Annotated in this window: 13 protein-coding genes; all 13 read right to left on the reverse strand. The window is 68.5% G+C overall.

The window, feature by feature from the left end; all coding sequences use genetic code 11:
* Positions 1-70 precede the first annotated feature (70 nt).
* The 13 genes from LRM18_RS16375 to LRM18_RS16435 all read right to left on the reverse strand — a co-directional run bounded on the left by LRM18_RS16375 (position 71) and on the right by LRM18_RS16435 (position 13503).
* Positions 71-1675, reverse strand: a complete 1605-nt coding sequence (locus tag LRM18_RS16375) for a sulfite reductase subunit alpha (protein WP_270955047.1) — start codon at positions 1673-1675, stop codon at positions 71-73.
* Complete coding sequence (locus tag LRM18_RS16380; RefSeq protein WP_270955048.1) at positions 1672-2643, reverse strand: FAD:protein FMN transferase; 972 nt, start codon at positions 2641-2643, stop codon at positions 1672-1674. The genes LRM18_RS16375 and LRM18_RS16380 overlap by 4 nt, the downstream gene beginning before the upstream one ends.
* Positions 2644-2698: 55 nt before the next feature.
* A complete protein-coding gene (locus LRM18_RS16385; protein WP_270955049.1) occupies positions 2699-3502 on the reverse strand; it encodes a DUF4198 domain-containing protein in 804 nt (267 codons plus the stop codon).
* Positions 3503-3624: 122 nt separating this feature from the next.
* Positions 3625-4143 carry a DUF2271 domain-containing protein gene (locus LRM18_RS16390; protein WP_049467441.1) on the reverse strand — a complete coding sequence of 173 codons (519 nt, stop codon included), beginning with the start codon at positions 4141-4143 and terminating at the stop codon, positions 3625-3627.
* A gap of 26 nt (positions 4144-4169) precedes the next feature.
* Positions 4170-4808, reverse strand: coding sequence for a PepSY-associated TM helix domain-containing protein (locus tag LRM18_RS16395; RefSeq protein ID WP_064237798.1), 639 nt, complete (start codon positions 4806-4808; stop codon positions 4170-4172).
* A 196-nt stretch (positions 4809-5004) separates the two neighbouring features.
* Complete coding sequence (locus tag LRM18_RS16400) at positions 5005-7425, reverse strand: TonB-dependent receptor (RefSeq protein WP_270955050.1); 2421 nt, start codon at positions 7423-7425, stop codon at positions 5005-5007.
* A 145-nt stretch (positions 7426-7570) separates the two neighbouring features.
* Positions 7571-7972 (reverse strand): hypothetical protein, encoded by a 402-nt coding sequence (locus LRM18_RS16405; RefSeq protein ID WP_057495262.1) that lies wholly within the window; start codon positions 7970-7972, stop codon positions 7571-7573.
* 165 nt (positions 7973-8137) lie between these two features.
* Complete coding sequence (locus LRM18_RS16410) at positions 8138-8815, reverse strand: Fe2+-dependent dioxygenase (RefSeq protein WP_049467433.1); 678 nt, start codon at positions 8813-8815, stop codon at positions 8138-8140.
* A gap of 10 nt (positions 8816-8825) precedes the next feature.
* Complete coding sequence (locus tag LRM18_RS16415) at positions 8826-9545, reverse strand: tetratricopeptide repeat protein (RefSeq protein WP_103283285.1); 720 nt, start codon at positions 9543-9545, stop codon at positions 8826-8828.
* Positions 9546-9613: 68 nt separating this feature from the next.
* Positions 9614-11905: a TonB-dependent receptor gene (locus LRM18_RS16420; RefSeq protein ID WP_270955051.1), complete on the reverse strand. Its 2292-nt coding sequence runs from the start codon at positions 11903-11905 to the stop codon at positions 9614-9616.
* A 148-nt stretch (positions 11906-12053) separates the two neighbouring features.
* Positions 12054-12458 carry a hypothetical protein gene (locus LRM18_RS16425; protein WP_053462388.1) on the reverse strand — a complete coding sequence of 135 codons (405 nt, stop codon included), beginning with the start codon at positions 12456-12458 and terminating at the stop codon, positions 12054-12056.
* A 176-nt stretch (positions 12459-12634) separates the two neighbouring features.
* Entirely contained in the window at positions 12635-12967 is a 333-nt protein-coding gene (locus LRM18_RS16430; RefSeq protein ID WP_053462389.1) for a non-heme iron oxygenase ferredoxin subunit, read from the reverse strand.
* Positions 12964-13503 carry a GNAT family N-acetyltransferase gene (locus LRM18_RS16435; RefSeq protein ID WP_270955052.1) on the reverse strand — a complete coding sequence of 180 codons (540 nt, stop codon included), beginning with the start codon at positions 13501-13503 and terminating at the stop codon, positions 12964-12966. The genes LRM18_RS16430 and LRM18_RS16435 overlap by 4 nt, the downstream gene beginning before the upstream one ends.
* Between the last annotated feature and the right edge of the window lie 67 nt (positions 13504-13570).

Genomic DNA, 13570 nt, shown 5'->3' on the forward strand with positions numbered 1-13570 from the left:
TGCACTGCGGTTGCCACCCTGCCTGGACACGCCGTTCAGTAGATCCACGCCATGCGTGGATGGGGCAACCTCAGTACACATCGCGCCGGTAACGACCGGCCAGCAACAGCGCTTCCTTGCCCGCAGTACCCAGCACCTGCTCGATCACCGCATCCACGGCCGGGGCCATGCCCTGCAGGCTGCCGCAGACCAGGATCGTTGCGCCGTCGTCCACCCACTGCCGCAGCGTTGGTGCTTCGGCCAGCAGCCGGTCCTGCACGTAGCGATGCGCACCGCCATCGCGGCTGAACACAGCATCCAGCCGCGCCAGCGTTCCGCTCGCCAGCATTGCCTGCAGCTCGTCGCCGAAATGGAAGTCGTGTGCGGCGGTGCGCTCACCGAACAGCAGCCAGGTGCGGCGCGCGCCCTGCTGGGCACGTTCGTGCAGGTGGGCGCGCAGGCCGGCGATGCCGGTGCCGTTGCCGATCAGCAGCAGCGGCACATCGGCGGGCACGCCATGGAAATTGTCATTGCGGCGCAGGCGCAGCTGCACCGGCTCGCCGATGGCCACGTGGTCGCACAGCCAGCCGCTGCCGATGCCGGGCGTGCCGTCGGCGCGCAGCTGTCGGCGCAGCAGCAGCTCCACCGCGCCGTCGGCCATCACCGAGGCGATCGAGTACTCACGATGCGGCAGCGGCTGCAGGGTCGCCAGCAATGCGGGCAGGTCACCCGGCGGAACCAGCGAGGGCAGGTGCGAGCGCGCGACGCGCGCCAGCAAGGTCTGCCCGTCCTCCAGCACGGTGTCCGCATCGAAGCCCTGCGCGTGCAGCCAGGCGCGCGCGCTGGCGCAAGCATGTTGCGGGCCGATCTCGGCGATATCGCCGGCCTGCCACTGCGCCTCTGCGCCGGCCGGTGGCTGCAGGCGCAACCAGTACACCGGACCGCCGGGGCTGCCCGGGTTCAGATGCTCGCGCTGCAGCAGCGTCCACGGCTGGTACGCGGCCGGGCTCCAGTCCGGCAGTTCACTGGCGCCGCCGCCGAGTTGCCCCAGCAACTGCTGCCAATGCCGCAGCGCGGCCGGATCGGCGTTGTCGACTTCGATCGCATCGAACAGTGGATGCGCGCCATGCTGGCGCAGCCATTGGTCGAGCTGGTGGCCAAATCCGCAGAAGTGGCCATAGCTGCGGTCGCCCAGTGCGAGCACGCCGTACTGCAGGTGCTGCAGTGACGGCGGCGCGGCCATCACCCCGCGCAGGAAGGGCAGGGCGTGGTCGGGCGGATCGCCCTCGCCGGTGGTGCTGGCAATGAACAGCGCGCGCTGGCTGTCGGCCAGCAACGCGGCGTCGACGTCGTGCAGACCGCGCACGCGCACGGGCATGCCGGCGCCGCGCAGGGCTTCGGCACTGCGTTCGGCCAGCTCGCGGGCAAAGCCGGTCTGGCTGGACCAGACCAGCAGGAGGGGCGCCGTGTCTCCGGTTGCGGCATCGTCGCGCGGGCGCCCACGCCACCACAGTGCAGCGCAGGCCAGCGCATACACGGCCGTGGCGAGTGCCGCGATGTGCAAGTGTCGAATCGGTGGCGCGCCCTGCCACCATGCCTCACCGAGATGCAGGCGCAGCAACGCCCCGCCGATCAGCGCCAACAGGAGCAGGGCCAGGGTGTTGCCGAGCCACGCGCGCGACCGGCGTCCGCTCATGCGCCCTGCTCGTCGAGAAGACGCTGGAAGGCGCTGCTGAGGAACTCCTGCGGGCCGCCTGCAGCGCGCTGCAGGTAGCGCGCCGCCAGGCCTTCGCGCTCGGCCAGCGCCATGCCCTGGTCGCGACCGAGTACGGTCAGCGCGGTCGCCCAGGCATCGGCGTGCATCGCATCGCCGGCCACCACCGTGACTGCCGCAGCGACCTGGCGCACCGGCCTGCCGGTACGCGGATCGAGGCTGTGGCTGTAAGCCTCGCCATCGGCGTGGTACTGGTGCCAGCGATCGCCGGAGGTGGCCACCGCCCGGCCATCCAGTGCCAGCACGCGAGGCGGGGTATCGGTCCGCGCATCTTCTTCCGGTGCGGACTCCACCAGCACGCGCCACGGCTGGCCATCCGGTTTCCGGCCATAGCCGGCCAGTTCGCCACCGACCTCGATCAGCGCGGCAGCGATGCCTTGTCCGCGCAGCCACGCGGCGACGTGATCGACGCCGAAGCCCTTGGCGATCGCAGAGAGATCCAGTTCCAGCCCACCCGGTTGCAGCAGCGCATCGCCCTGCCACTGCAGGCGCTGCCAACCGCAGCGCTCACGCGTGGCCTGCAGGGTGGCGGCATCGGGCTGGCGGCGTTCACCGGCATGTGCACCGAAGCCCCACAGTGCAACCAGCGGACCGACGGTGGGATCGAAGGCGCCGTCACTGGCCGCAGCGATGGCCTGTGCGCAGGCCAGAACGCGGCGGGTCTCGGCCGGCAGCGTGCACCACTGGCCGGCAGCGGCATGATTGAAGCGGCTGAGGTCCGAGCCGGCTTCCCACGTGCTCATCTGCGCGACCACATCATCCAGGCGCGCCTGGATGCCAGCATGCAGCGGATGCAGGTCGCGCTGGCGTGGCGCGACCAGCGACACGCTCCAGGTGGTGCCCATGGTGGTGCCGCCGAGGCGGGCGATGTCGAGCAGGGGATCGGTCATGGGGGTCTGCTGCAGGCGCGATGCCGGGGCCTGCCCGGCATCGCCGCCCACGTCGTTACTGCGGCAGCACTTCCAGCGTGGCGACGTAGCTCAAGCGGCGCTTGGCGGCCTGCTTCAGCGACGTCTTGTTGTCCTCGGTACCGGTTTCCAGCCAGTACATGCCGGCTTCCGGCCAGGTCACCTTGATCTCGCCCTTGGCATCGCTGGTGACCTTCAGCTCGTCCTGCGCGTTGCGGTAGCGGGTGGCACCACGCACGATCTCGAATTCCAGGCCGGCGGTCGGCTTGCCGTCGACCAGCACGCGGAAGGTCGCTTCCTCGCCGGCGAACAGGTCGTTCGGGTGGCCGACGGCCACCAGCTCGATGCCGCGGTTGGTCGGCTTCAGCGCGGTATCGTTCGGCGCACCGTTGGTGACGAACGTCTCCACGCGGCCGACCGACTGGCTCAGTTCCAGCTTCTTCGCGTCCTTGGGCAGTTCGCCAAGGGTGGCGACGCTGCCGCGCCAGCGCTTGCGCTCGCCGTTCTGCTCGTAGGTGGCGAACAGGCCGTCATTGACCGACGCGATGCGGTAGGTACCCGGTTGCTTCAGTTCGATGTCGAACACGCTGCGGTACTTGCCGGTGGCCGCGTTCTGCGGCTGCACGGTGCTGCCGTCCGGCGCGGTGATCACCAGCGACTCCAGGCGCAGCGGCACGTGGTTGAAATAGAACAGGTCATTGGAGACCGCACCGTCGACGGTGATCCACGGCGCGTTGCCGGCGATCACGGTCTGCGAGGGCAGCAGCCAGGCCTTGTGGGCCAGGGCGGAGAAGGGAAGGGCAGCGGCCAGGGCGGCGGCGAGGACGAGCGTGCGCTTCATGCGGAAGACTCCAGTTGGAAGGGGTCGGATCCCTTTCCAGCGGAAAGGGCTCTGACCCCGAGGGATAGGGCGATGGGGTCAGAGCCCTTCCTGCGGAAGGGATCCGACCCCGGCTCAGGCGGTTACGGTTTGACGGCGAGGGTGACCTGTCCCAGCTCGGTGGCGCCCTGCGCCTTGCCGTTCTGCGCGGTGGTCGCCGGCCAGGTGAAGGGAATCTTCAACAGTTCACGGCCGCCGACTTCGCGCACGGCTTCCACCACCAGAGTGTAGTTGCCCGGGGCCAGCTGCTTCAGGGCCGGCTGCCTGTCGTTGAACGACAGCGCGTGCTTGCCGGCCGGGCGGGTCGGGCCGGTCACGCCATCCACCGGAACCTGCAGGGTGCGGCCGCTCTTGCGCCACCACTGGCGCAGGTCGGGAAGCCACTTGGTGCCGTGGCCTTCGCTGTTGCTGGTCTGCTGGTACCAGACCGACAGGTTGGCCGCGACCTTCTGGTCGGCGCCTTCCAGCCACACCGCCACGTACGGGCGGTGGTACTCGGCCACGTTGAGCTTGGGCACTTCGACATTGATGTCGAGGGTGGCGGCATAGGCCGGCGAGGTGGCCAGCAGGCCGCTGAGGGCGATGGTCAGGGTGACGCGCATGGGGCGGCTCCGGGAACGGGGGAAAGTCAGTGGATCAGCAGCAGGGCGATCAACAGCGGGATCATCAGGCCCAGGCCGACCAGCGGCCAGGTCATGCGCCGCTGCCGCGCATGCAGGTGCAGCAGGAACAGCCCGGTGATGCAGAACACCAGGCAGGCCACGGCGAACAGGTCCAGGAACCAGCCCCAGGCCGGGCCCGCGTTGCGGCCCTTGTGCAGGTCGTTGAGGTAGGACACCACGCCGCGCGAGGTCGATTCGTACTCCACCGCGCCGGTCTGGCGATCGATGCTCAACCAGGCGTCGCCACCAGGGCGCGGCAGCGACAGGTAGATCTCTTCGGCCGACCACTCGGCCGGGCGTCCGCCGATGGCGATGCCGAGCTGCGCGTCCAACCATTGGCGGGCCGGGCGCGGAATCGGCGCGTTGCCGTCCTCGCGCGTGCCGAGCTGGCCCAGCAGCGCGGCCGGCAGCGCCAGGTGCTGGTTCTGCACCTGGGGCCTGGCTTCGATCTTCGCCGCATGGTTGAGGGTCAGGCCGGTCACCGCGAACAGCAGCATGCCGATCAGGCACACCGCCGAACTGATCCAGTGCCACTGGTGCAGCGTCCGCAGCCAGAAGCCACGGTTCTGTTGCTGCTGCACGGTGGAAGTAGCAGGACGGCTCACGGCACGGTTCGGGGCGGACGGGGACTGCCCATTACATCATTGATGAGAATAGCTCGCAATTGCGTGTCGTTCTGTATCCCTGGAGCAGGTATGGGGGGGCGGCCAGCGGCCGGCACCACCGATCGGTAGATCCACGCCATGCGTGGATGAAGCGGTGCCGACCAGGGTCGGCACCCACCGGGGCAGGGCGCGGCGATCAGAACGTCGCGTTCAACGAAATCCAGTAGCTGCGGCGCTGGTCCTTGGTCGCGTAGTCGTCCACGCAGTTGAACTCGCTCTGGCTGATCAGCAGGCACGACTGTGAGACGAAGTCCTTGTCGAACAGGTTGTTGACCCGCGCGTTCACCGTCAGCCAGGGCGTGGCCTTCCAGCTGCCACCGAGGTGGAAGATCGTGTAGTCCTCGTAGTAGCGGGTGTGGCGGGCGCCGTTGGCGTCCAGCAGCGTGTCGCGGTAGCGGTCGTAGCGGCCTTCGCCGGTCAGCGACAGGCTGATCGCTTCGTTGAGCTGCCAGTTGAGGCTGGCATTGGCCATGTGCCTGGCCGGCATGGTGCCGCTGATCGGCAGGCCCTTCTGCGCGCCGCTGGTCTGCTCGCTCCGGGTCCAGGTGTAGTTGCCGCGCAGCTGCAGGCTGTCGAGCAGGTCGACATGCGCGGCCAGTTCGGCGCCACGGGTCTCGGCCTTGTCGATGTTCACGCTCTGGGTGAAGGTGCTGTAGCCCAGGGCCGCCCAGCCCGGGCCGATGTCCACGCAGTAGCCGCTGCCGGCGCGGGCCACTTCGCAGTTCGGGAAGGTGCCGCCGCTGGCGATCTTGTCCTCGAACGTGTTGAAGAAGCCGGTGACATTGAAGCCCCAGCGCTGGCCCTCGTAATAGGCCGCCAGCTCGTAGTTGGTGCTGGTTTCGGGCTTCAGGTTCGGCGAACCGACCAGCGGCAGCACGCCCTGGCCACCGAAGCCGGTGATGCCCGGGAACAGCTGGTCCGGACGCGGGGTCTTGTAGCCGGTGCTGACGCCACCCTTGAAGGTCCACGCATCGCTGGCGTTCCACACCAGGTAGCCACGCGGACTGACGTGGCTGCCGAACACGTTGTGGTCGTCGTAGCGCAGGCCGAAGGTGGCGGTGAGGGTATCGGTCAGCGCCCAGTTGTCCTCGGCGAACAGCGCCCACATGCGGTGCGTCTGCTTGACGTTGCTGCGGTAGCCGGCGCCGTCCATGCCGAACACACCGTCGACCATGTCGGTGTCGTTGTATTGGCCACCCACGGTCAGCGTGTGCGCGCCGAAGTCCAGGTCGAGCATGGTGTCGAGCACGTAGCCTTCCAGCTCCATGGTCCGCAGCGGACGCGGCAGGAATGCCTGCAGGCGTGCCATCTCGCTCGGGTTGAGGGCGGCCAGTGCATTGCCACGGCCGGCTGCACAGTTGCTGGCGGCGCCGGTGCGGCGGCAGACGTCATTCCACAGCGCCTGCAGGTTGGCGCGCTCGTCCAGGGTCAGCGGCAGCGAGCGGCCCAGGTTGCTGCTCCTGCTGTGGGTCAGCGAGGTCTGCCAGGTGCCGAAGCTGTAGCGGCCCTGGTGGGTCAGCGACAACTGGTCGCGCTCGTAGCGCTGGTAGGCGGTGTAGCCCACGCGCGGCTGCACTACGCGGCGGGTGAGCGTGCCGTTGCCGTTCGGGTTGGGAATGACCGCGTTGCCGACGCGCCACAGGCTGGCCAGGCTGTCGAGGGTGCCGGTCTGGCCCTCGCTGTTGTCGAACTTCTGCCGCGACACGTCGTAGTCCAGCCACAGTTCGTGGTCGTCGTTGATGCGGACGTCCAGGCGTACGCCGCTGTTCCAGTTGGTGTTGGCGACCGACTTGCCACCACCGCCGAAGCCGATGCTGCGCTCCCACAGGGTGCCATCCGGCAGCGGCAGCGCATCCCATTCGGGGTTGGATGCCTTGGCATCGTAGTAGCTGCCGCGTACCGCCAGGCTCAGGCGATCCTTCAGCAGCGGGCCGCTGAGGTAGAGGTCGGTGGTGCGTGCGTCGCCGAACTGGTCGTCCTGCTGCACGGTGAAGCCCTGGCTGACCGAGCCGTGCCAGCTGTCCTGGTTGCGGCGGGTGATGATGTTGATGACGCCGCCCATCGCGTCCGAACCGTACAGCGTGGACATCGGCCCGCGCACGACTTCAATGCGTTCGATCGCATCCAGTGGCGGCAGGTAGGCGAACTGGCCGCCACCGAAGTTGTTCGGATAGATCTGACCGACGTTGCTCTGGCGGCGGCCGTCGATCAGCACCAGGGTGTACTCGGACGGCAGCCCGCGCATCGACACGGTGGCGCGGCCGTTCTTGTCGGTGGCCTCCAGGCCGACATCGATGCCTTCGACGTCGCGCAGCGCATCGACCAGGCTGGTGTACGGCCGCCTGCTCAGTTCCTCGCGGCTGACCACGCTGATGCTGGCCGGGGCATCGATCACCTTCTGCTCGAAGCCGGCGGCGGTGACCACCACCTTGTCCAACGTCTGCGGGGCGCCGGAAGCGTCACCGTGGGCGAAAGCGGGGCTGGCGAAAGCCGCCAGTACGGCGCTGGTCAGCAGGGTACGGGACAGGGACGAACGGACACGATGGCGCTGGGCCATGGCAGTTACCTCGAAGGATGCAGGGGGGCGCGATGCCGCGCGCGAACGGCGTGGCAGGCACGGAAGGCCCGGTCAGGGGCGGCAGGGATGAAGCAGGCAGCGGCGTGCAGGCGCGACCGCGCAGGCGGTCACGTCGGGCCGTGGATCAGGCGAGTGGCGGCGCCTGGCCGCGTTGCTGGCGGCGCCCGGGCGCATCGGCCCAGGGCGTGTCCGGAGCGGCCAACGGCCAGTCCGGGCGCACGCCGGGCATGGCCGGCGTGGCGGGTACGAGTTCAAGCTCGGTGCGCAGCCATTGGCTGGCCAGCAGCAACGGCGGGCGTGCCTTCTCGGCTGATTTCACCGGAGCGGCAGCACATCGGCGCAGCTTGGCCGGTGCTTCTTCCAGCAAGGTGCCTTGGCCGCCGCGCTCTTCCAGCGGCATCTGCACGGCCATTCCGGCTTGGGCCTGTGGCAGCAGCGGCAGCGCGCCCAGCAGCAACGCCAGCATCGCCACCCATGCCAGCAGGCTGGCCAGCGCAGGACGCTGGCCGCGCATGGCGGTACCCATCGTGCGATGGATCAGTGGGCGAGGGCGAAGCGGGCGCAGCAAGCGAAGATCCCCAGGGGCCTGCCGGCAGCGGCCGGCATCAACGGGGCGTGATTGTAATGAGAGCCGTTAGCTGTTGCAAATGAGAATGATTGCCAACGTGTCGCAGGCCGGCGCGACGGGGGCTCAGACTTCGCTCCAGCGCCGCAGCAGGTTGTGGTACACGCCGGTCAGCTGCAGGATCGCCTCAGCGTCGGCGCCGGTCTGGCGCAGGCGCTCGATCGCGCCATCCATTTCCCACAGCAGGCGGCGCTGCACATCGTCGCGGATCATGCTCTGCACCCAGAAGAACGACGCCACGCGTGCGCCACGGGTGACCGGCCGCACCTGATGCAGGCTGCTGGACGGATAGACGATCAGGTCGCCGGCCGGCAGCTTCACTTCGTGCTCGCCGTAGGTGTCGCTGATGACCAGCTCGCCGCCTTCGTATTCGTCCGGCGCCGACAGGAACAGGGTGCAGGAGATATCCGAACGCAGCTGTTCGCCGTTGGCCAGGTTCATCACCGCGCCATCGACATGGAAGCCGTAGGTGCCGCCGCCGCTGTAGCGGTTGAAGCGCGGGGGCAGGTACTTCAGTGGCAGCGCGGCGCTGAAGAACAGCGGGTGCCGGGCCAGCGCGACGAGGATGACCTCGCCCAGTTCGCGGCGCAGCGGCGACGCCTCGGGCAGCTGCTGGTTGTGCTTGGCCTGCGCGCCCAGGTGGCCGACCGTTTCGCGGCCATCGGTCCAGTCGGCGGCATCGAGGCGGCGGCGGAAGTCGGCCACCTGGTCGGCGCTGAGGATGTCGGGGATGTGCAGCAGCATGCGGGACTCCTCAGAGCGACGGTGGCGCAACCAGGGCGCGCACCTGTGGATGCGGCGATGCGGCCAGTTCGGGCACGATGTGCGCCATGAACGCCGGGCTGCCGTGGGCCAGTGCAAGCCGTAGCCAGTGCACGGCCCGCTCGACCTGGCCGGCCTGCAGCAGGATCGAGGCGTAGTTGGCCTGGCCGCGGAAATCACCGGCCTCGGCCGCGCGCTGGTACCAGGCCAGCGCTGCCTGCGGATCGGCTGCGGTATCCAGCCCGTCCTCGAGGTGGCGGGCCAGCAGGTTCATCGATTTGGCATGGCCCAGGTGCGCGGCACGGGTGTACAGGGCCAGTGCCTGCGCGCGGTCCTGGGTGACGCCGCGGCCGGTGGCCAGCAGGTTGGCCAGGTTGTACAGGCCCCAGTCCAGCCCGGTGTCGGCTGCGCGCCGGTACCACACCGCCGCCAGTGCCGGATCCGGCGCGGTGCCCTGGCCCAGTTCATGGCAGCGGCCAAGCATGTTCATCGCCATCGGTGCGCCGTTGTTGGCGGCGGTTTCGTACCAGAGCAGCGCAGCCGAAGCATCCTGCGCGGTGCCTTTGCCTTCCATGTGCATCTGCGCAAGCAGCAGTTGTGCCTCGACCTGTCCGGCCTGCGCGGCGTCGCGGACGCGTGCGAACGCGGCCTGCGGATCGTGCTGCAGCAGCTCGGCCAGGGCGTCGCTGTCGATGGGGGTACGGTTCGCCATGGGGTGAGTATCGCCGGAAACAAAAACGGCGGCAGGAGAACCTGCCGCCGTGGTGGAACGAAGCTACATCAGAACTTCACGTTCAGTGCCAGGGTGGCCGAGCGCCCCGGGGCGATGCTCGCGTAGTGCGAGGCATAAGCCTTGGTGAAGTAGGTCTTGTCGGTCAGGTTCTGCACGTTGAGCTGCAGGCTGATGTTCTCCTGGATCGCGTAGCTGGCCATCGCGTCGAAGCGGGTGTAGCTGGCGATCCACTTGGTGTTGGCAACATCACCGTACTGCTTGTCGGAGTAGAACGCACCGGCGCCGAGGGTCAGGCCGATCGGGAAGCGGTAGGTGGTCCACAGGTTGGCGCTGTGCTTGGCGGTGTTCGGGAACACGTTGCCGTTGTACGGCGAGGGCACGTAGACGTTGGACGGGCAGGTACGACCGACCGGTGCGCCACAGACGAAGCCGTTGTCCTTCAGTTCCGAGTCCAGGTAGGTGTAGCCGCCGTACAGGCTCCAGGCCTCGGTCAGCTGGCCGGTGAAGCCGAGCTCGAAGCCGTTGATTTCCTTCTTGCCGGCATTCTGGCTGGTGCCGTTGTCGACGGTCACGCGCGCGTTGTTCATCACGGTGTGGAAGATCGCCGCGGTGAGGTTCAGGCGCTGGTCGAACAGGTCCCACTTGGTGCCCAGTTCGAGGTTCTTCGTATCCTGCGGCTTGAGGTCGGCCACGGCGGCGCTCAGGCCGTCCGAACCATCGCCCCCGTCCATGCCCGGCGGCGTCGAGGAGGTGCCCCACGACAGGTAGATGCTGCCGTTGGCAGCCGGCTTGAACACCACGCCGGCCTGGTAGTTCAGGAAGTCGTTGCTGTTGCGCACGCGGGTCGGCGCCTTGCCGGCCACCGGGGTGGTCAGGGTGGTGCGGAAGTCGTCGTAGCGCAGGCCGAGGTTGATCATCCACTGCTCATTGAGCTCGATGGTGTCGAACACGTAGGCCGAGGTGGTCTTGGTGCGCTGCTCGACGTCCAGCGCCTTGTCGCTGCGATACACCGAATGGGTGGCCGCCCACGGATCGCGCGGGTTCGGGTTGGCGAAATCGGTGCAGTTGTAGCCGGTGGCTGCGCCGGTGGTCGGGCACTTGCTGTTGCCGGTGAGCGGGTTGCTGGTGCCCGGGGTCATCAGGTAGCTGCCGCGGGTCATCTTCTCGTCGCTGTACTCCACGCCGGCGCTGTAGCTGTGCTTGAGCACGCCGGTCTGGAAGGCGCCGGTCAGGCCCAGCTGGTCGGCGAAGCTCTTGACGTCGACGGCACGGCTGTTGGTACGGCGCCACAAGGTGCCGTAGTTGTTCGGGTTGCCTTGGCTGTCGTCCGGCTGGGTCCACAGGTAGTCGTTGCTGGTGTTGCCCAGGCGCGCGATGTTGCGCAGCTTGTGGCCGCCGAAGTCGTAGCTTGCATCCAGGGTGCTGATGTCGGCGCGGGTGCGCTGGAAATCACGGTCGACCAGGCCGTAGTAGTTGTTGCGGTCCGGCACCATCGGGCGGCCGTCGACCCACTTCGACGCCGGCGCACCGCTCGGGTTGCCGTACGGGAAGCCACCGGCGTCCGGCAGGTCGTCGCTCTGCATGTGGTAGTGGCTGGCGATCAGCTGCGCCGGGCCGTTCAGGCCGAACGCGATCGACGGCGCGATGCCCCAGCGGCTGACGTTGGCGGCGTCGCGGCCGGCGATGTCCGATTCGTGCTTCATCAGGTTCAGGCGCGCGGCGATGCCATCGCCCAGCACGTAGTTGGCGTCCACGGTGCCGCGCGCGTAGCTGTCGGTACCGATGCCCATGCTGGCGCTGGTCTCGTTCTTCAGCTTCGGTGTCTTGCTTACCAGGTTGAGGCTGCCACCGCCGGAATCGCGGCCGCCGTAGGCCGAGCTCGGGCCCTTGACCACTTCCACCTGCTCCAGGTCGAAGATTTCGCGGGTCTGCGAACCGACGTCGCGCAGGCCGTCGACGAAGACGTTGCTCTGCGAATCGAAGCCACGGATGAAGGGGCGATCACCGGTCGGGTTGCCGCCTTCGCCGGCGCCGAAGGTGATGCCCGGCACCATGCGCAGCGCATCCTGCAGGTTGGTCGCACCGGTTTCGGCGATCAGCTTCTCCGACACGATCGACACCGACTTCGGGGTGTCCAGCAGTTCGGCGGTGAACTTCGGCGAGGACGGATTGAACCAGCTGCCGCGCACCTGCACCTTGTCCAGCTCGGTGGCATTGCGGGAGCCGGCGTCGGCGCTGTCGGCAGCCTGCGCAGCCAGCGGCGCGAAGCCCGCAGCCAGGGTAGCGGTGGCGAGCAGGGAAACGCGCGGGGCGTGCTTGCGGGACGTGATGTAGGTCATGGCGATGGGTCGTGGCGTGGATCGGGAAAGGGCGAGGGGCGAAGCGCAGGCAGCGCGTCGACACATGGAAGGCTTCTTCTGCAGGACCGGGCCGATGCCCGGCTGGCAGGAAACGCAATCAGGCGCACGGCAACGGCCGCAGGGCGCCTCAGCTGGCGTGCGGTGCGGGCGGCGCGTGGCCGGGGTTCAACCGCAGTGCGGGATCGTGCCGCTGCCAGCGCAGGGCGTCGGAGCGCCACAGCGGAATGTGCGCGACCAGCACGGCACGCGGGGGAGCCAGTGCGGTGCAGGGTGCGGCGCCCTCGCCATCCAGCGGCGGCTCCGGTGCCGGGGCGGCATGGTGCGGGCATTCGTCCACCGGCGGGGCCGGCAACGGCATGGCTTGCTGCAGCCCTTCAGCGTGCGCCTGCCAGCCGTGGGCCGCAGGCCCGTTGCCGCGCCCTTCGTGCAGCGCCGACCAGCCCAGCAGCAGCGTCAGCAGCGCGGCCACGAGCAGCGGCCACCCTTGGCGGGCGAGCTGGCACAGCGTGGCGGTGGGCGCGGGCGAAGCCATGGCGCAGGGGTGGCGTCGTTACGAAGGTGTTACGTAGAATAACATTAACGATAATGATTCGCATATGCGCAATCGAATGAGCGGTCTGGAGGCCCCGAGAGGGTCCTGAAGGCCTCTCAGTGCGCTCCGCTGGCTCCACCCCCTTGGGTGAATCCACCGGCGGCCAGGAGGGCACTTCAATCGCGGTCGTCGCGGGTCCAGACGGCGTCGTGTTCGCGCTTCACCGGGAACTTGGGCACCGGCGTATAGGCCGGTGCGCACAGGGCGCGGCCATCGCGCACGTCGAAGCGCGCGCCGTGCAGCACGCATTCCACGCTGCCTTCGGTGGTGTTGAACTCGCCTGAAGACAGCTCGAACTCTTCATGCGTGCACTGGTCTTCCAGGGCGTACAGCTCACCGTCCAGGTTGAATACCACGATCGGCGTGCCGGTCACTTCGTCGAACACACTCTTCATTTCGCCCGGCAGCAGCTCGTTGCCGGCGCAGACGAAGGTCCAGGTATCGCTCACGCGGCGGCTCCGGCCAGCGGCTTTTCCAGGATCTCGAAGCGCAGGTCGTCGCGCTTGGGGATGCCGAAGCGCTCATCGCCGTACGGGAATGGCTTCTTGATGCCGGTGCGCTGGTAGCCACGACGCTCGTAGAAGGCGATCAGCTCGTCGCGCACGTCGATCACCGTCATCTGCATCACCGGCACCTTCCATTCGCGCGCGGCGTGTGCTTCGGCCGCCTCCATCATCTGCTTGCCAACGCCACCGCCCTGCTGCGCCGGATCGACCGAGAACATGCCGAAGTAGCCCTTGCCGTCGACATCGGCGACGTGTGCGCAGGCCACCAGCTGGTCCCCGCGCTCGGCCAGCAGAATGGTCGAGCGCGGCCGGTCCAGGTCGGCCTGGATGCCTTCGGCGTCGATGCGGGCGCCATCCAGCAGGTCGGCTTCGGTAGTCCAGCCGACGCGGCTGGCGTCGCCACGGTAGGCCGAGGTGACGAGGGCGATCAGGGCGGGGATGTCGGCCGGCGTGGCGGCGCGGAAGGTCAGGGTGGTCATGGGGACATTCTATGTGGGGCGGGGAAGGGCGCGGGAGGTCGCAGGATGGGGGGCTTTGCAGAGTGTG

Source organism: Stenotrophomonas sp. PI_27 (assembly GCF_027854495.1).
Classification (GTDB): Bacteria; Pseudomonadota; Gammaproteobacteria; order Xanthomonadales; family Xanthomonadaceae; genus Stenotrophomonas; species Stenotrophomonas pavanii.